Genomic DNA, 18,201 nt, shown 5'->3' with positions numbered 1-18,201 from the left:
GTGCTTCTAGCCCTTCATCATGTTGACGTCTTCAACCGCGATCGTGCCGCGGTTGCGGAAGAACGTAACCAGTACAGCCAGACCGATGGCGGCCTCCGCAGCGGCAACGGTCAGGATCAAAAGGGCAAACACTTGCCCCTGCAGGTCATTCAGCTGTGCCGAAAAGGCTACCAGATTGAGGTTGACCGCCAGAAGGATCAGCTCCACCGACATCAAGATGACGATGATATTCTTGCGGTTCAGAAAGATGCCGAACACGCCCAGCGTGAACAAAATTGCGGCTACGGTCAGGTAGTGACCGAGCCCGATACCCAAGCCCATATTTGCCTCCTACAATCCCTGACCGCTTTTGACTTTGACAACTTCCATCGTCTCGGAAGCACGGCGCGCCACCTGCTTGACGGGGTCCTGACGTTTCACGTTTGGCCTGTGGCGCAGCGTCAATACAATGGCGCCGATCATGGCGACCAGCAGCACCGCCCCTGCCCCCTGGAACAGGAAGACATAGCGGGTGTAAAGCACCAGCCCGAGCGCCTTTGTGTTGTCCACACCATTGTTGATGGGCAGAACCGACGCGCTTGCCACCTCGGGCGAAACCACGAAGCTGCCTGCAACCAACAGTAGCTCGATCAGCAACACCAGCCCCACCACCACGCCGATCGGTGCGTATTGCAGCATGCCGGAGCGCAGGGATGCGAAATCCACATCGAGCATCATGACGACGAACAGGAACAACACCGCCACGGCGCCGACATAGACGACGATCAGGATCAGCGACAGGAACTCGGCTCCTGCCAGCATGAAGAGCCCGGCGGCATTGAAAAACACGAGGATGAGGAACAACACGGCGTGCACCGGATTGCGTGCGGCGACGACCATGACGGCTGAAGCCACGGCAATTGCCGAGAATACGTAGAAGAAGAATAGCGGAAGGGTCATGCTCTTCCCTCTCAGCGATACGGAGCGTCGGCAGAAAGATTGGCAGCGATTTCACGCTCCCACCGATCGCCGTTGGCCAAGAGCTTCTCTTTCGAGAAGTAGAGCTCTTCGCGCGTTTCAGTTGCGAATTCGAAGTTGGGACCCTCTACGATCGCATCCACCGGGCAAGCCTCCTGGCAGAAGCCGCAATAGATGCACTTCACCATGTCCAGGTCATAGCGGACCGTGCGACGCGTGCCGTCGTTCTGGCGCGGACCAGCCTCGATGGTGATGGCCTGCGCCGGGCAGACCGCTTCACAGAGCTTGCAGGCGATGCAACGCTCTTCCCCATTGGGGTAGCGACGCAAGGCATGCTCCCCACGGAAGCGCGGACTCACCTGGCCTTTTTCGAAAGGATAGTTGATCGTCGGCTTTGGCGCGAAGAAGTACCTCATCGTCAGGAAGAACGATGACACGAACTCGCGCATAAGCAGCGTGTTGACGAGTTGGGAAGCGCGCATCAGGCGACTCCTCCATGCCAGCCCCAGCCCGTCAGCTGGAGAACGAATGCAACAACAATCACGCACAGCAGCGACAGCGGCAGGAATACCTTCCAGCCAATACGCATCAACTGGTCGTAGCGATAACGTGGAACGATAGCCTTGGCCATGGCGATCATGAAGAACACCATGCTCAGCTTGAGAAAGAACCAGATGAACCCCGGGATCCAGGTGAATGGCGGCAGGTCGATCGGCGATGTCCAGCCGCCCAGGAACAGCACGGTGGTCATGGCGCACATCAACAGGATCGAGATGTACTCGCCTAGCATGAACAGCATGTATGGGGTCGATGAATACTCGGTCATGAATCCGGCAACCAGTTCGGATTCCCCTTCCGCCAGATCGAACGGCGGGCGGTTCGTTTCAGCCAGGGCCGACACGTAGAACACGACGAACATGGGGAACAGTGGCAGCCAGAACCAGTTGAGGAACGTCAGCTGCGGCAGCCCGATCATATGAGCCAGCCCCATTTCATACTGGGCCCGGATGATGTCATTGAGGTTCAGCGACCCCACGCAAAGCAGCACGGTGATGATAACGAGTCCGATAGAAACCTCATAGGACACCATCTGTGCGGCTGAACGGAGCGATCCCAGGAAGGGATATTTCGAGTTCGAAGCCCAACCGCCAATGATGACGCCATAAACGCCCAGGGACGAGATCGCGAGGATATAGAGAATTCCGATGTTCAGATCGGCCATCGCCCAACCGTCGTTGACCGGCACCACGGCCCAGCCGCCCAGCGCGAGCGTCGCGGTAATCAACGGCGCCAGGATGAACAGCACTTTGTCGGCGCCAGCCGGAATAACAGCTTCCTTGAGCGCAAACTTCAGCAGGTCGGCAAAACTCTGCAGCAGACCGAACGGCCCCACCACGTTGGGACCGCGGCGGATTTGCACAGCAGCCCAGATCTTGCGGTCAGCCAACAGGATGAATGCGGTAAACACCAGCAGTGCCACGAGCAACAGCAGCGCCTTGTAGACGAAACCAACATGGACACCCCATCCGAGGATCGGGATGCCTAGCAGGTAATCAAGCGCGGAGTTGATAAAGTCCATGATGCTTCCCTACTCCGCAGCCTGTCGCAGGCCTGCGGCCGTAGCTGCACACTCGCCCATGACGGCGGAAGCGCGCGCGATCGGATTGGTGAGATAGAACTCGGAGATCGGCGACACGAACTGCGTGCTGCCGCCCTTGATCTTGCCCTTGGCCAGCTTGGTAATATCCGCTGTTTTGCCAAATGCAATCGAGTCGATGCGAGCCAGGTGCGGAAACTCTGCATAAATCGCCGCGCGTAGCTGACTCAGCGAGTTAAACGGCAGCGGAGCTCCAACCACAGCCGAGAGCGCCCGGATGATCGCCCAGTCTTCCTTGGCATCGCCCGGTGGAAACACTGCGCGGGTGGTCATCTGAACACGACCTTCCGTGTTGACATAAGTCGCGCTCTTCTCGGTGTAGGTCGCGGCCGGCAGGATAATGTCGGCCCGATGCGCAGCGTTGTCGCCATGCGTACCGATATAGACAACTACCGTGTCGCCCAACTGGGACAAGTCAAACTCGTCTGCTCCGAGCAGGAACAATACGTCCACCGCGCCCGATAGCATCGCAGCTGTGTCCGCACCGGTCTTTGCCGGGACAAAGCCAATGTCCAATGCGCCCACGCGTGCGGCCGCATTGTGCAGTACGGCAAAGCCACTCCAGCCCTCAGCGATTTCCGCATTGCCCGTCGCGAGCTTCGCAGCAGAAGCCAGAACGTCAGCGGAAGCCGCGCCCTCGCCCACAATCACCAGCGGCTTCTTGGCCTTTGCCCAAAGCTCGGCGAAGCTGCCCTTGCCGGCAACCAGATCATTCAACGTGTCCGAACCATTTCCCAAGTGCTGCACGTTGTAGGTGAGCTCGGCGTTTTCGCCAATCAAGCCAATGGGCAGCCCGGTTGCACGCCAGACCTTTCGGATGCGAGCATTGATCAGCGACGCTTCCTTGCGCGGATTGGTGCCGATCAGCAGAATGGCGTCAGCCTGCTCGATCCCGGCAATTGTCGGGTTGAACAGATAGGAGGCACGGCCACTAGCAGCGCTCAGCACGGACCCGGCCGGACGCGCGTCTACGTTGCCCGAGCCCAGCGAAGCCAGGAGCTTGTTGAGCGCGAACATCTCTTCGACGCTGGCCAGATCGCCAGCGATCGCTCCGATCCGAGCACCCGGACGCTTCATCGCCTTTGCGACGGCGATAAAAGCATCATCCCAGGTCGTCGCGCCCAGTTTGCCATTGCGGCGCACATAGGGCCGATCCAGGCGCTGGCTCTTGAGACCATCCCAGACAAAGCGTGTTTTGTCCGAAATCCACTCTTCATTGATGGCTTCGTTGATGCGCGGCAGTATGCGCATCACCTCACGTCCGCGGCTATCAACCCGGATGTTCGATCCAACAGCGTCCATCACGTCGATGGATTCGGTCTTGGTCAATTCCCATGGGCGGGCATTGAACGCATAGGGCTTGGAGGTCAGGGCACCAACGGGGCAAAGATCGATTACATTGCCCTGAAGTTCGCTGGTCAGCGCCTTCTCAAGATAGGTCGTGATCTCCGCGTCTTCACCGCGGCCCAGCAGACCCATCTCGGAAATGCCCGCGACTTCAGTGGTGAACCGGACGCAACGGGTGCAGTGAATGCAGCGGTTCATCGAGGTCTTGACCAACGGGCCGATGTACTTGTCCTCGACCGCGCGCTTATTTTCCGCAAAGCGGTTCTTGTCCACGCCATAAGCCATGGCCTGGTCCTGCAGGTCGCACTCGCCGCCCTGGTCGCAAATGGGACAATCCAACGGATGGTTGATCAGCAGGAATTCCATCACGCCTTCGCGGGCCTTTTTGACCATTGGCGTGTTGGTGAACATCTCAGGCGGCTCGCCGTTTGGGCCGGGTCGCAGATCCTTGACCGACATTGCGCAAGACGCCTGTGGCTTTGGTGGGCCACCTTTGACCTCGACCAGGCACATGCGGCAATTGCCGGCGACGGACAGACGTTCATGGTAGCAGAAGCGCGGAATCTCAGCGCCAGCTGCTTCGGCGGCCTGCATCAGCGTGTAGTAGTCTGGAACTTCGACGAGCTGGCCGTCGACCTTGATATTTGCCATCAGCCTTACTCCGCCGCGATCGACGGCACGGCACCGTCGGAAGTGGACGAATATGTGTATTGGTCGATCCGCTCTTCGATCACATGACGGAAGTTGCGGATCAGGCCCTGGATCGGCCACGCCGCAGCATCACCGAGCGCACAGATGGTGTGCCCTTCGATCTGCTTGGTGACCTCGAACAGCATGTCGATTTCGCGCTTCTGGGCGCGGCCTTCGACCATGCGCTCCATCACGCGCATCATCCAGCCGGTGCCTTCGCGACACGGCGTGCACTGACCACAGCTTTCGTGCTTGTAGAAGGCGGAAAGACGCCAGATTGCCTTGATGATGTCGGTCGATTTGTCCATCACGATAATGGCGGCTGTGCCCATCGATGACCCGACCTCACGGAGCCCGTCGAAATCGACGATGGCGTTCTGGATCTTCTCGCCAGGCACGCAAGGCACTGATGCGCCACCAGGAATCACCGCCAGCAGGTTGTCCCAGCCGCCGCGGACGCCGCCGCAATGCTTCTCGATAATGTCCTTGAAGCTCTCGCCCATGGCCTCTTCGAAAGTCGCGGGATTGTTCACGTGGCCGGACACGCACATCAGCTTGGTGCCGGTGTTATTGGCGCGACCGATGGATGCAAACCAGGCGCCTGAGCGGCGCAAAATTTCCGGCACGACTGCGATGGATTCGACGTTGTTGACCGTGGTCGGGTTGCCGTAAACCCCCATGCCGGCTGGGAAAGGCGGCTTGAGGCGTGGTTGGCCCTTCTTGCCTTCCAGCGATTCCATAAGCGCGGTTTCTTCGCCGCAGATATAGGCGCCGGCGCCGTGATGGACGATGATGTCCAGGTCCCAACCGTGGATATTATCCTTGCCGATCAACCGGGCTTCATAGGCCTCTTCGACGGCGCGCTCGAGGTTCTGGCGCTCGCGGATGAACTCGCCACGTACGTAAATGAACGCCAAGTGTGCATCCATTGCGCGCGCAGCAAGCAAGCAACCTTCTACGAGATGATGCGGATCATGCCTCAAAATTTCTCTATCTTTGCACGTACCTGGCTCGGACTCGTCTGCGTTCACGAGCAGGTAGTGGGGACGGCCGTCATTGACCTTGGGCATGAAGGTCCACTTGAGCGCAGTGGGGAACCCTGCCCCGCCACGACCGCGCAGGCCAGATGCCTTCACTTCGTTGGTGATCCAGTCACGGCCGGAGTCGATGAACTCCTTGGTGCCGACCCAGGCGCCGCGTTCGCGTGCGCCGGCCAGCGTCCAGTCATGACGACCATAGAGATTGGTGAAAATGCGGTCTTTATCAGCGAGCACTTCTCACACTCCTAACGCGGCTTCTTGCCGAAGACGCGGATGTATTCTGCTTCTCCGCCACGGGCGAGAGCCTCGGCTTGTGCCAGCCAATTGTCGCGGGCAACGCGACCCTTGAAGCTGAGAGCCTCTTCCACCTTGGCGATATCTTCCGGCGTCAGCGCCGCGACTTGGCTCCACTTGGCAATGCCGAGCGAATTAAGCCGGCGTTCAAGGACAGGGCCCACTCCGCCAATGAGCTTCAGATCATCGGCAGGTCCCGCGGGAGCAACAAACAGCGTTGCCTCGCCACCAACCTCAGCGACCGGATTGACTTCCTTCGGATTAGCTTTGGGAGCAATGATCGTCCGCGACTTCTTGGTAACGGCCGGAGCTGCGCCCTCTGCGGGAGCGTTGTCGGTGGCCTTGCCAACAGCGTCGCCGCCGTCGATCTTGCCGGCGTCGGACTCGGCCCCCGTTGCCCCCTCGCGCATTGCTTCATTGGGCTTGCCGTTGGCTTTCGCAGCAGCGTTCGCCGCCTTGCGCTCACCCTCGGCTTTCGCCGTGGAAACCTTAGCCTCGGCGGGGGTGCCCTTGATTGCTGGAGCAGATTCTTCCACCACGTCGCGTGGCTTGGACGCGGTAGTAGCAGGCTGCGGTGCATTGCCCGCAGGTGCAGCAGCTGGAGCCGCAACAGCCGCCGCTGGGCTCTCAGGCGGTGCCGGCGGGACAAACTTCTCGCGTGTCGCTGTCGGTGTTTCCAGCAAGGTGGTCTGCCCAAAAGCCGCAGCCGAGAAAATACGCGCGACCTGTGGACCGGGCTTGATGCTGGCGCCATTGCCGGCTTGGAAGGCGTCGACGACCTCTTCGAAGCGCTCAGGCGTCAGGTCTTCATAAGTGTCGTGGAAGATCGCTACCATTGGCGCGTTCACACAGGCGCCGAGGCACTCAACCTCTTCCCAACTCAAGGTACCATCCGCACTCAAATGGTGCGGATCATGGTGGATCTTGGACTTGCAGATCTCGATCAGCCCCTCGGCACCCCGCAACTGGCAGGGCGTCGTGCCACAAACCTGAATATGGGCGCGGCTACCCACTGGCTGCAACTGGAACTGCGTATAGAACGTCGCCACTTCCAGCACGCGGATATAGGCCATGTTGAGCATGTCCGCGATCGTCTCGATCGTGGCGCGGCTGATCCAGCCGTCCTGATCCTGCGCTCGCATCAGCAGCGGAATGACGGCGGACTGCTGGCGGCCAGCCGGGTAAAGCCCGATCTTCCACTCCGCCCATTTGGCATTGTCAGCATTGAACGCGAATGCAGCCGGTTGAACCGACTCATCCGCCAGGCGACGCGCAACCATTAGCGATCAACCTCTCCGAACACGATATCAAGTGAGCCAAGGATGGCGGCGACGTCGGCGAGCATGTGGCCCCGGCACAGGAAGTCCATGGCAGACAGGTGAGCAAACCCCGGCGCGCGAATCTTGCAACGATAGGGCTTGTTGGTGCCGTCGCTGACCAGATAGACGCCGAACTCGCCCTTGGGCGCTTCGACAGCGGCATAAACTTCGCCGGCCGGAACCTTGAAGCCCTCGGTATAGAGCTTGAAGTGATGGATCAGCGCTTCCATCGACTGCTTCATCTCGCCACGACTGGGCGGAACGACCTTGCCGTCGAGCGATGAAACCGGGCCCTTGCCATCTGGCGCATTCAGCTTGTCGATGCACTGCTTCATGATGCGGTTGGATTGGCGCATCTCTTCCATGCGGACCAGATAGCGATCGTAGCAATCGCCGTTCTTGCCGACAGGAATATCGAATTCCATCTCGTCATAGCATTCGTAGGGCTGGCTCTTGCGCAGATCCCAGGCAGCGCCCGAGCCACGCACCAGCACACCGGAAAAACCCATGTTCCAGGCGTCTTCCAGCTTTACGACGCCGATATCGACGTTGCGCTGCTTGAAGATCGGGTTCTCAGTGAGGAGGCTATAGATATCTTCGAGAGCCTTCGGAAACGTCGAGCAGAACGACTCGATGTCGTCGATCAACGCCTGAGGCAGGTCCTGATGCACGCCACCCGGACGGAAATACGCCGCATGCATCCGCGAGCCCGAAGCGCGCTCATAGAAAATCATCAGTTGCTCGCGCTGCTCGAAACCCCACAGAGGCGGGGTCAAGGCGCCGATATCCATGGCCTGGGTGGTCACGTTCATCAGATGCGCCAGCAGCCGGCCGATCTCTGAATACAGCACGCGAATAAGCTGACCGCGACGCGGCACTTCGATGTTCAGAAGCTTTTCGATGGCCAGCGCCCAGGCGTGTTCCTGGTTCATCGGCGCGACATAGTCCAGCCGATCAAAATACGGCAGTGCCTGCAGATAGGTCTTGGCTTCGATAAGCTTCTCGGTGCCGCGGTGAAGCAGGCCGATATGCGGATCGACACGCTCAACGATCTCGCCGTCGAGTTCAAGAATCAGCCGCAACACGCCGTGCGCCGACGGATGGACGGGGCCGAAATTGATGGTGAAGTTGCGAACTTCGGTTTCAGCTACACTCATTGCTTGGCCTTCTCGTCGCCGGGCAGCACGTAGTCAGTACCTTCCCACGGTGACAGATAGTCGAACGACCGGAATTCCTGCGCCAGTTTTACGGGCTCGTAGACGACGCGCTTGCGTTCTTCGTCGTAGCGAACCTCCACAAATCCCGTCAGCGGGAAGTCCTTGCGCAAGGGATGCCCATCAAAACCGTAGTCCGTCAGAATCCGCCGCAGGTCGGGATGACCTGAGAACAATATCCCGAAAAGATCATAGGCTTCGCGCTCGAACCAATTGGCGCCGACGAATACTTCCGTTATGGACGGCACAGGCGTTTCGTCATCAACCGAGAGCTTCACCCGAACGCGATGGTTCAGGTATGGGCTCATGAGGTGATAGACGACTTCGAACCGCTCATCGCGCTCGGGATAGTCCACGCCGCAGATGTCGATCAGTGAAATGAAACGGCAACGCGGATCGTCACGCAGGAAGCTCGCGACGGACACAATTGCGTCGCGGCCTACGGTAATCGTCAGTTCGCCAAACGCGATCTCGCTACCGGTGACCGCAGCGCCCAAGGCGCCCGCAATGTGCTGACCCAACGCTGCCATCGGATCGAGCTGGATTACTTCATCCATGGTGGCCAATCCTATCGCTCAATCGTGCCGGTACGGCGAATTTTCTTCTGCAGCAGCAGAATGCCGTAAAGCAGCGCCTCGGCCGTGGGAGGACAGCCAGGAACATAGATATCAACCGGAAGCACGCGGTCGCAGCCACGCACCACCGAATACGAATAATGATAGTAGCCGCCGCCATTGGCGCAGCTTCCCATCGAGATGACGTAGCGCGGCTCCGGCATCTGGTCATAGACCTTGCGCAGGGCCGGAGCCATCTTGTTGGTCAGCGTGCCGGCAACGATCAGCACATCCGACTGACGCGGAGAAGCGCGCGGGGCCGTACCGAAGCGCTCGACGTCGTAGCGTGGCATCGACATCTGCATCATTTCGACGGCACAGCAAGCCAGGCCAGTCTGCATCCACATCAGCGAGCCGGTGCGGGCCCAGGTAATCAACTGATCTGCAGTCGAGAGCAGGAAACCCTTGTCTGCCAGTTCGTCCGTCACATCCGTGAAGAACGGATCGCCGGCGCCAGCGGTCTTATTGGTACGCGGATCAATCAAACCGGTGGGGCGCGGAGCAACCAGCGTGCTGTTTTGTTCACTCAATCCCATTCGAGTGCACCTTTCCGCCATTCATAGATAAAGCCAACGGTCAGAACGCCGAGGAAGATCATCATTGACCAAAAGCCGAACCAACCCACTTCCCGGAAGGCCACTGCCCAGGGGAACAGGAAGGCAACTTCAAGATCGAAGATAATGAAGAGAATCGCCACCAGGTAGAAGCGGGCATCGAACTTCATACGGGCGTCGTCAAATGCGTCAAACCCCGCTTCGAAAGCAGACACTTTCTCGGGGTCCGGGCGCTTCACGGCGATCAGGAACGGAGCGACTAGAAGTGCCAATCCGATAACGGCGGCGAGGCCGATGAAAAGGACAATGGGCAAGTAGTCGCTGAGCAAATCAGTCATGCGGCAGCCTGTGTTCTATGCCGGTCGGGCGACCGGTATCGCGAGAGCAGCGCAGGCAATTGGGGCGAGCGAACCAACGCGAGGATTGATGGCTTGGGCTTAGACCTTTGCCTATCGCGTTTCAAGGGAAAGAAAATATGACCTTGAAGATCATATATGTCTGCCGGGACCATTCTCCGGCAATTCTGACGAACAGGCAAAAAGAGGTACTTATTTCACAGAAATCGGTCTGGCCGTGGCCTCCGATGCGGCGCGCAGTCCCAGTATAGAACGTCCGCTGAACCTGACTTCAAAATGCGCCCGCCGATTCGAATGATTTGGCGCCATCAAGAGACGCCGCGCCTGGAGCGCGTTGGGTTTGGTGGACCTCAGGTGAAGGGGGCGAGACCTCATGGTGACCCTTCGACAAGCTCAGGATGTCGAACCACGGGAGCCTGCCCCGGGGCTTGATCCGGGGTCGAGCGAGTAGGAGGCCTGGGTGCCACGACCTCGTCCTTCGACAGGCTCAGGATGAGGTCTACTGAGTGAAGTCTATTCTGTTCGGTGCTTTAGCTCTGTACCGTAGAGCAGATGTTCGCTACGGCGGCGCGCCGATTGGCGCAGGGATGCCTCAGACGGCAGCATCAAGGAATCAAATCTACGGCAGATGAGGTTGCAAGTACGAGTTCGGATCGCTCAGACAAACAACCGAAAAAACCAAAACGGCGAACCAGAAGAACTGGTTCGCCGAATTGGGTTTGCAAGACGCTAGGTCGAGAGGGCGGCAAGCCGCCCTGCCCTATTGCAAATCTTAGAAGTGGTAGAACACGCCAACGGTGGCCTGAGCGGCTTCAAAGAAGTCGTCGCCATCGTCAAAGGTGCCGATGCCGAGGATTTCGGCGCGAACCGACACAGCGTCGGTAGCAGCGAACTCAACACCACCGCCGAGGGCATAGATGCCGGCATCATCATCGTCGTTGAACTGCACGCCAGCACCGGCAGCAGCATAGACCAGGACCGAGTCGGTCACGACAGCGCCGAGACGAGCGAGAGCCAGGAACTGGCCAGCGTTCTCGAAGTCATCGTTTTCGAACAGGTAGTTGCCCTGGATTTCTGCACCGAGCAGGATGGGGTCAGCAACCATGAAGTTCACACCAACGGCACCGCCGAGGAGGAACTGGCTGACGTTGTCGCCCAGATCGTCTTCAGCAAACTGACCGCCGAGGTTCACACCAGCGTACATGCCATCCCAGGAGAAACCAGCAGCTTCATAGATCGGCTGTGGCGTGGTTGGGATGATGAGGTCGGCGGCCTGAGCACCACCAACGAGCAGCGCGGCAGCAGCCACACCGAGAGAAAGCGAACGTACAAACATATCTTGCACTCCCATAGAGTTAACCGTAGTCGACCGTTTAGATGCCCCAACCAAACGCGGCTGACAAGACAATGTTGCCTGAAATTGGGCCGCTCGGCTAACGCAGGGTGAGCAGTGTTGCATCCTTGCCGCGCATTTGGCTCATTTTGACACAAATGCGATGAATCCAGACCCCTATCATCGCCATTCCGGGCCGTGCTGAGGCGCTACTGAGTCGAATCTTGGAAGGTCCGGTCGAATCGGATGTCGGCTGGTTTCACCCCCAAGAAGCGCCGTTAACACCTTGTTAACTCATAGCCTTACTAGAAGTGAAAGTTCGCGCCGAAGGTAATTTGGTCCGTGGCTTCGCCCCCCTCAAGGGGGAATCCGTGGAGGTATTGCGCTTCGATGGAGACGTTGTCTGTCACGGCCAACTCCACGCCGCCGCCGACAAGGACCTCACTCTCATCGGGCGCACCCAGATCGATGCCGTAGCCCCCAGCGGCATAAACCAGGACATTATCGGTCACCACCAGCCCGGCGCGCCCGAGAATCTGCCCGTAGCTGCTGTTGCCTACGTCCGCGTCTCCTTCGGCAAGGCCATGCACGGCGACTTCCGCACCCAAGAGGTAGAAGTCGAACTGCGCATTGACGCCGGCCTGCACGCCGAGGCCGTATTGGGTGCCGCTTTCGCGGCTCTGCGCTCCGCCATAGATGCCGGCGTAGAAGCCGCCCCAGTCAAATCCCGGTTGCTGATAGATCGGCATTTCGGCAGGCGCGCTTGTTGGAACCGTGATGGTATCGGCGGCATGGGCGCCCATTGGAAGGGCGGCGATGATTGCTCCAAGCGTTGCGATTCTGATCATGCTCATGGCCACCTTCATCAACTGCGGACCTTGGTTAAACCGCCAGCCTGATACCGGAGTTCCCCCAGGTGCACCGCTACGGAAGCTTAGAGTGCTCCGACCAGCACCGGCTCCGCACGGAAGTCATCGGGGAAGATTTTCTTGAGCGCCTCGATCTTGGGCAGGTCATGCGCCACGATGTATGGCCAGCTCGGGTTGAGGGTCAGAAAATCCTGATGGTACTGCTCGGCGGGATAGAAAGCTTCAAACGACTCGATCGTCGTGACGATCGGCCCTTCAAAGAGGCCCGTTTGATCCAGTTGCTCTATATAAGCACGGGCTGTCTCAGCCTGCTCCTCGTTCACAGCGAATATCGTTGAGCGATACTGGGTACCACGGTCGGGGCCCTGGTAGTTCAGTTGCGTCGGGTTGTGTGCCACCGAGAAGTAGATGTGCAGCAATTCGCCGTAGCTGATCACGGAAGGATCGTAGGTCACTTCAACCGTCTCGGCATGACCGGTCGTTCCGCTATTCGACAGTTCATAGGTCGCGGTCTCAGCAGAACCGCCGGAATATCCCGAGACTGCGCTGGTCACTCCCTCGACGCGCTGGAACACCCCCTGCACGCCCCAGAAGCAGCCGCCCGCAAAAATCGCCTTTGCGCTGCTACTTGTTTCGGCCAGGTCACTGATCGGCGGAGGAATGACGACGGGCGCCTCTTGCGCCGCGGTTGGCTGGTTGAACAAACCGAGGGCCATCACTGGCAGGACGAGGAAGGCCGCCATCGTGGTGCGCCAAGGTAAAGTGCGCGCGACAGTCTGGATGCGGGCGTGTGGCATGTGCGAACCCCTTTTTGAGCGATGCTCATTGGTTCATCTTATATGGACCCTCGGCCGCGCCGGTTCAGTACCCTCACGGTGAAATGAACCGCCGTGCAACAGATCGGATCGGTTACTGTTCGCCCTGTTCAGTTTCGAACGCGTCGAGTGCGTCGACCACCTTCATGGCGGTCGCTGGATTGGCGTCCGCTTCCGATTTGGCCTGCTCGTAGGTGGTTAGCTCTTGCGCCGTTATGCCGGCTCGTATGGCGAGGTCGTCAACGCTGATCCCGAGGCGTTCCCGACGATCTCGGTCTGCGGCGGGTGACCTGTCGGATATTTTGATGGGCATGGGTGAGGTCCTCACACAAGTTTCTACCGTTCGGTTCCGCCCAGCTCCCGCTGCCGCTTGAGGTATGAAATGGCGCCAGTGAAACGATCATGGAATTTAGCGAAGCGGTTCAGCGTATCCTTGGGCGTGCCAATGGATGCGAGCTCCTCGTGCAGAGCCTTCATGGCCAGTTCCATTTGATCTGCCTCTTCAAGCAGGTGATTGATTTGTTCCTGCGTTAGTCGAACCATCGTGGCCATGGCGCAATCCTCCTTGGGAGGTAATCCGTGGCCATCAATCGGGTTGCGCTCGGCCCCGACCACAAAATCGAGTGCCTAGCGAACAGAAGTATACCCGCCGGCCTGCCCCTTGGGTGAGAACACCACCTGCCAGAGCTGCACATAGCGCGCGCGGAAAGTGGCGGCGAAGCTTAAAAGATAATAGCGCCACATGCGTCGAAACCGTTCATCGTACTGCTGCGACAGCACGGGCCAGGCGGCCTCGAAATTGTCGTGCCAGGCCATCAGTGTCTTGTCGTAGTCGGCACCGAAATTGTGCCAATCCTCCATGACGAACAGGCCTTCGCTGGCAGCCGCAATCTGGCGTTGGCTGGGCAGCATGCCATTTGGAAAGATGTATTTCTCGCTCCAAGGATCACCATGGGACTGGGTGCGATTACCGCCGATCGAATGCAGAACGAAAAGACCGTCGTCGGCCAGCAGCGATCGGACCTTTTGCATGTACGTCCGGTAGTTCTTGTAACCGACATGTTCGAACATGCCGATCGAAATGATCCGATCGAAATTGCCCTCAAGGCTCATATAGTCTTGTAGCCGCGTTTCGATCGGTAACCCGTCGCGGTGGGCATTGGCATAGGCAGCTTGTTCCTTGGAGATAGTGATACCCACTCCTTCCACGCCATACCGTTCTGCTGCGAATTTCAGAAAGCCACCCCAACCCGAGCCTATGTCCAGGATCTTCATGCCCGGTTCGAGACCTGCCTTGCGGCAAATGAGGTCGAGCTTGGCCTCCTGTGCCGCATCGAGGTTATCGGCATTCCGCCAATATCCACATGAGTAGATCATCCGCTTGTCCAGCATGGCGGAGTAGAGATCGTTGCCGATGTCGTAATGTTTTTCGCCGACCTCACGCACACGCAACCGCTGCAGGTTGAGGATTTTGCCGCGAATGACGCTCCAGATCAGCCCGACGTCAACCGGCAAGTTGGCTTTGATATTATGGACGAGTAGCGTGTGGATGGCCTGGTCAAGCGCCGGACTGTCCCACCAGCCATCCATATAGGCCTCTCCCAGGCCCAAGGTACCTTCAAGCATCACCCGATCGAATAATCGATCGTTATGAACGACGATGTCAAAGGGGCGCTCGCCCCCCAGGGCGATGTCGTAGGTTCCAAGCAGGTTGGTAATGTAAGACTTTGAACGCTCACCCATCTCCGACGGCTCAAACGCATGAATTTACAAAACAGGCGCGGACGGCTCAGTGGGTAACCAGGCAGCCCCCCATGAAACGAGTCAATCGTAATCCTACGATGGAGGGAACGCAAGAAGGTCCAACAGCCTGTTCGCAAGGCTGTTGGATAGGCTCACTACTGAATTTTTGACCAGCCGCCGGTTTTCTCGCTCTCGAATATCGCGTCGATGACCTTCATGGAGGCGATGGCGTCCTCGATCCCCCAAGGCAGCGGCTGCTGGCCGAGCACGGCGAGGGCAAAGGCTTCGGCCTGTTCGGTGTATTGATCGCAGGCCGGAAGGATTTCGCGTCGTGCCAGCGAGCCGTCGAAGGGGGCGCCAGTATCGATGGTGATGGCGGTGCGCTCATTGGGTGGCGCGTTGAAGGGGATAGTGATTTCGAGCTTGGCCTTGCTGCCGAGCACCTGCAGGCTCTGCTCGCCGGTGGTCTGGGTCGAGCAGATGAAATTAAGCTGCCGTCCACCGCCGAAGTCGGCCAGGACACTAGCCAGCCGGTCGGTCTTGAAATCCGGATCCCGCTCGACCAGCGCCACGACGCGGCTCGGTTCGCTTTCGAACAGGAAGCGGGCGGCGGTGATGGGATAGCAGCCTATATCCATGATGCCACCGCCACCGATATCGGCCTGGTTTCGGACATTGCCGGCATCGGCGTTGAAATAGGTGAATACCGCATTGATGGCGCGGATTTCGCCCAACTCGCCCGAGCGAATGATCTCTCTCGCGCGTAGCCACTGAGGGTGGAAGCGGATCATGAAGGCTTCGAGCACAATGCGGTCGGGCGGACACTCGCGCAGCTGCTCGGCTTCGGCGGCAGACAGCGCAATTGGCTTTTCGCACAACACGTGCTTGCCGGCCTTGGCAGCGGCTACCGTCATGGGCACATGCAGGTGATTGGGTAGGGGATTGTAGATGGCGTCGATCTCGGGATCGGCAAACAGTTCTTCATAGGAGCCATAGGCCTTCGGAATGCCCAGCTTGCCTGCGGCCGCCTGAGCCTTGCCGAGGTCACGGGAAGCAATAGCCATCACCTCCGAATGCGCCGAGCGCATGATGGCCGGCGTGACCTTTTCCATGCCGATATTGGCCGTCGACAAAATGCCCCAACGAATCTTTTTCAACGGCTCTCTCCTTGGCCTGGTCTAAATGTTCTGTTCTAGCGGGCAGGAAAACTGCCGCCCGCTTGCGCTGCGGCGTAGATCGCGTCCACGGCCTGCATATTGCCCACGGCATCAGCGCCTCCGGTCGGCAGTGTGCCGCCACCGGCAAGTGTTTCAATGAACGCGGCCAATTGATAGTCATAGGTCGTGCCGGCGCCCAGGGTGTGCTCGCGATAGCTTTCGCCAAACCACTCGCGCAGGGAGTGACCCTTGTGGGGCAGACAGGGATTGTCGAGTTCCACGATGCCTTTTTCCCCCTCGATGCGCAGCATGCCACGGAAGGGTGGGCTGCTGATATCAGCAATCATCTTTGCGGGAATATCGCCGGGAAACATCAGTTCGGCTTCCATTCGCTGGTCGACGCCGAGCGGAGTGAGCACAGCTTTGGCGGAGCGAATTTCAGGTTCGGCTTCCATGAAGGAACGCAGCCAGTGCACAGGATAGCAGCCAAGGTCCATCATCGCACCGCCGCCCTGGCTCGGGTCGTGGCGGATCGATTTGGGATCAAAGGGAATATCGACGTGGAAGCTGGCTTGCAGCGACTTGATGGGTCCGAAGGCGCCGCTGTGCTTGAGGTCCAGCAGATGAAGGAAGACCGGATGGTAGCGGTCGTGAAAGGCCTCGGCGAGAAGGCGATTATATCTCTGGGCCGCTTCCACCATCTCCGCGGCTTCCGTGGCGCTGGTCGCCAGCGGCTTTTCGCACAACACGTGCTTGCCGGCCTCAAGCGCCTGGATGGTCCATTCGGCATGCCCGGTTGGGGGCAAGGCGTTGTAGACGATGGTGATCTCGGGGTCGGCCAGGAGCGCATCATAGCTGGAATAGGCGACGGGGATGCGGTGTGTATCGGCATAGACCTGAGCCGCACCTGGGCGTCGCGAGGCCACTGCATGGATGATGGTCTCGCCCTGGCGGCGTGCCGGTTGGATGATGGAGCGCGGCGCAATGCCCGCCGCCCCGAGGATGCCGATTTTGTGCATGGTGGTCCTTGTGGCTAGCGGAAGAAGTCCTGGTCGTCGGGGCCGAGATAGCGCTGGGCGCGTTCGGGCACGATCTCGACACCCATGCCGGGACGGTCGGGCACCGTGATCATGCCGTTTTCGATTGGAGGCAGGCCTTCGACGATATCATTCCACCATTCGGGATCGCCATGGGTGTACTCAAAGGCGATGAAATTGTTGGGCAACGTGGCGGAAACCTGAACCAACGCACCCAGGCCCAAGACGCCGTTGGCCGTGCCGTGCGGCGCCATGGTGATGCCGTGCAGATCGGCGTATTCGGCAATCCACTTGAGCTCGGCAATGCCACCCACGTCGGCCGGATCGGGGCCAACCACATGCACGGCCTGAGTCTCGATTAACTCCTTGAAGTTCTGGCGCAGATAGATCTGCTCGCCGGTGTGAATCGGCGTGGTGGAGGTGCGCGTCAGTTCGCGATAGACGCCGGCATTGACCCAAGGCGTGTAGTCGCCGCTGAGCAGATCCTCGATCCAGAGTAAGTTGTAAGGCTCGAGCAGCCGCGCCAGCCTTATGGCGTCTCCCAGCATCCAGCCCGGGCCGCAATCGAGCGCCAGCCCCACATCGTCGCCGGTGACTTCCTTCATGGCGGCAACACAATCCACGAAATGCCGAAGGCCCTTCTCGGTGATCGGGCCGCGGTCGAGCGCGCCATGGAACGGGCTGGCACTGGGTTCGCCATAATAGAAGTTCGGCACCTCGCGTTTCATGGGCGAGTGAAAGCCGATGGGCTGCTTGAAGATGGTAAACCCCTGCGGCAGAGCCATCATCTTCTTTATGTCGTCGGCATAGTCTTCCGGGCGGTGGCCGGTAAACGGGAAACGCACCGAGCCGTTATAGACCCGCACCTGGTCGCGAATCTTGCCACCCAGGAGCTTGTGTACCGGAACGCCTGCAGCCTTGCCGGCAAGATCCCACAGCGCCATTTCGATGACACTGACGGCGGTGCCCCATGGCTTGAAACCGCCACGCTGGCGAATCTTGAGCATGACGCGCTCGACCAAGGTCGGGTCTTCCCCGATCAGCGCATCGCGAAACGCCAAGATGTGGGGCTTGAGGTAAGGCTTCCAGGTCTCGGCCTGGGCATAACCAGAAATGCCTTCATCGGTAACAATGCGCACAATCGGGCTCTTGCCGATAATGGCGCATTTCAGATCAACAATTTTCACAAATGTCCCCCGAATACG

Annotated in this window: 20 protein-coding genes; all 20 read right to left on the bottom strand. The window is 59.1% G+C overall.

Annotated elements, in window-relative coordinates; all coding sequences use genetic code 11:
* Positions 1-6: 6 nt before the first annotated feature.
* Positions 7-315 (bottom strand): NADH-quinone oxidoreductase subunit NuoK, encoded by a 309-nt coding sequence (gene nuoK / locus C8264_RS02130; RefSeq protein WP_108459494.1) that lies wholly within the window; start codon positions 313-315, stop codon positions 7-9.
* A 15-nt stretch (positions 316-330) separates the two neighbouring features.
* Positions 331-939: an NADH-quinone oxidoreductase subunit J gene (locus C8264_RS02125; RefSeq protein ID WP_108459283.1), complete on the bottom strand. Its 609-nt coding sequence runs from the start codon at positions 937-939 to the stop codon at positions 331-333.
* A gap of 11 nt (positions 940-950) precedes the next feature.
* On the bottom strand, positions 951-1,439 hold the full coding sequence (nuoI, locus tag C8264_RS02120; protein WP_108459282.1) for an NADH-quinone oxidoreductase subunit NuoI: 489 nt from the start codon (positions 1,437-1,439) through the stop codon (positions 951-953).
* Positions 1,439-2,536 (bottom strand): NADH-quinone oxidoreductase subunit NuoH, encoded by a 1,098-nt coding sequence (gene nuoH / locus C8264_RS02115; RefSeq protein ID WP_108459281.1) that lies wholly within the window; start codon positions 2,534-2,536, stop codon positions 1,439-1,441. The genes nuoI and nuoH overlap by 1 nt, the downstream gene beginning before the upstream one ends.
* 9 nt (positions 2,537-2,545) lie before the next feature.
* Complete coding sequence (gene nuoG / locus C8264_RS02110; RefSeq protein WP_108459280.1) at positions 2,546-4,612, bottom strand: NADH-quinone oxidoreductase subunit NuoG; 2,067 nt, start codon at positions 4,610-4,612, stop codon at positions 2,546-2,548.
* Positions 4,613-4,617: 5 nt separating this feature from the next.
* Positions 4,618-5,925, bottom strand: a complete 1,308-nt coding sequence (gene nuoF / locus C8264_RS02105) for an NADH-quinone oxidoreductase subunit NuoF (RefSeq protein WP_108459279.1) — start codon at positions 5,923-5,925, stop codon at positions 4,618-4,620.
* Positions 5,926-5,936: 11 nt separating this feature from the next.
* Positions 5,937-7,265: an NADH-quinone oxidoreductase subunit NuoE gene (gene nuoE, locus C8264_RS02100; RefSeq protein WP_108459278.1), complete on the bottom strand. Its 1,329-nt coding sequence runs from the start codon at positions 7,263-7,265 to the stop codon at positions 5,937-5,939.
* Positions 7,265-8,461: an NADH-quinone oxidoreductase subunit D gene (locus C8264_RS02095; protein WP_108459277.1), complete on the bottom strand. Its 1,197-nt coding sequence runs from the start codon at positions 8,459-8,461 to the stop codon at positions 7,265-7,267. Before C8264_RS02095 ends, nuoE begins: the two co-directional genes overlap by 1 nt.
* Entirely contained in the window at positions 8,458-9,075 is a 618-nt protein-coding gene (locus tag C8264_RS02090) for an NADH-quinone oxidoreductase subunit C (protein WP_108459493.1), read from the bottom strand. Before C8264_RS02090 ends, C8264_RS02095 begins: the two co-directional genes overlap by 4 nt.
* Before the next feature lie 11 nt (positions 9,076-9,086).
* Positions 9,087-9,668, bottom strand: coding sequence for a NuoB/complex I 20 kDa subunit family protein (locus C8264_RS02085; RefSeq protein ID WP_108459276.1), 582 nt, complete (start codon positions 9,666-9,668; stop codon positions 9,087-9,089).
* Entirely contained in the window at positions 9,659-10,024 is a 366-nt protein-coding gene (locus C8264_RS02080) for an NADH-quinone oxidoreductase subunit A (protein ID WP_108459275.1), read from the bottom strand. The genes C8264_RS02085 and C8264_RS02080 overlap by 10 nt, the downstream gene beginning before the upstream one ends.
* 790 nt (positions 10,025-10,814) lie before the next feature.
* Positions 10,815-11,378 (bottom strand): outer membrane protein, encoded by a 564-nt coding sequence (locus C8264_RS02075; RefSeq protein ID WP_162783415.1) that lies wholly within the window; start codon positions 11,376-11,378, stop codon positions 10,815-10,817.
* 302 nt (positions 11,379-11,680) lie between these two features.
* Entirely contained in the window at positions 11,681-12,229 is a 549-nt protein-coding gene (locus tag C8264_RS02070) for an outer membrane protein (protein WP_162783414.1), read from the bottom strand.
* Between the two features lie 80 nt (positions 12,230-12,309).
* Positions 12,310-13,041, bottom strand: a complete 732-nt coding sequence (msrA, locus tag C8264_RS02065; protein ID WP_245892897.1) for a peptide-methionine (S)-S-oxide reductase MsrA — start codon at positions 13,039-13,041, stop codon at positions 12,310-12,312.
* A 112-nt stretch (positions 13,042-13,153) separates the two neighbouring features.
* On the bottom strand, positions 13,154-13,372 hold the full coding sequence (locus C8264_RS02060) for a helix-turn-helix domain-containing protein (RefSeq protein WP_108459271.1): 219 nt from the start codon (positions 13,370-13,372) through the stop codon (positions 13,154-13,156).
* 23 nt (positions 13,373-13,395) lie between these two features.
* Positions 13,396-13,611 carry a hypothetical protein gene (locus tag C8264_RS02055; protein ID WP_108459270.1) on the bottom strand — a complete coding sequence of 72 codons (216 nt, stop codon included), beginning with the start codon at positions 13,609-13,611 and terminating at the stop codon, positions 13,396-13,398.
* 75 nt (positions 13,612-13,686) lie between these two features.
* Complete coding sequence (cfa, locus tag C8264_RS02050) at positions 13,687-14,802, bottom strand: cyclopropane fatty acyl phospholipid synthase (RefSeq protein WP_108459269.1); 1,116 nt, start codon at positions 14,800-14,802, stop codon at positions 13,687-13,689.
* Positions 14,803-14,957: 155 nt separating this feature from the next.
* The gene (locus C8264_RS02045) at positions 14,958-15,959 is read right to left on the bottom strand and encodes a Gfo/Idh/MocA family protein (protein WP_108459268.1); all 1,002 of its coding nucleotides are present in this window, start codon (positions 15,957-15,959) and stop codon (positions 14,958-14,960) included.
* Between the two features lie 35 nt (positions 15,960-15,994).
* Positions 15,995-16,978, bottom strand: coding sequence for a Gfo/Idh/MocA family protein (locus tag C8264_RS02040; protein ID WP_108459267.1), 984 nt, complete (start codon positions 16,976-16,978; stop codon positions 15,995-15,997).
* Between the two features lie 14 nt (positions 16,979-16,992).
* The gene (locus tag C8264_RS02035) at positions 16,993-18,183 is read right to left on the bottom strand and encodes a mandelate racemase/muconate lactonizing enzyme family protein (protein ID WP_108459266.1); all 1,191 of its coding nucleotides are present in this window, start codon (positions 18,181-18,183) and stop codon (positions 16,993-16,995) included.
* Between the last annotated feature and the right edge of the window lie 18 nt (positions 18,184-18,201).

The sequence above is a fragment of the Devosia naphthalenivorans genome (assembly GCF_003056355.1).
Lineage (GTDB): Bacteria > Pseudomonadota > Alphaproteobacteria > Rhizobiales > Devosiaceae > Devosia > Devosia naphthalenivorans.
Note: the sequence above shows the minus strand (reverse complement) of the source record. Positions and strands in the feature narration are given on the sequence as shown.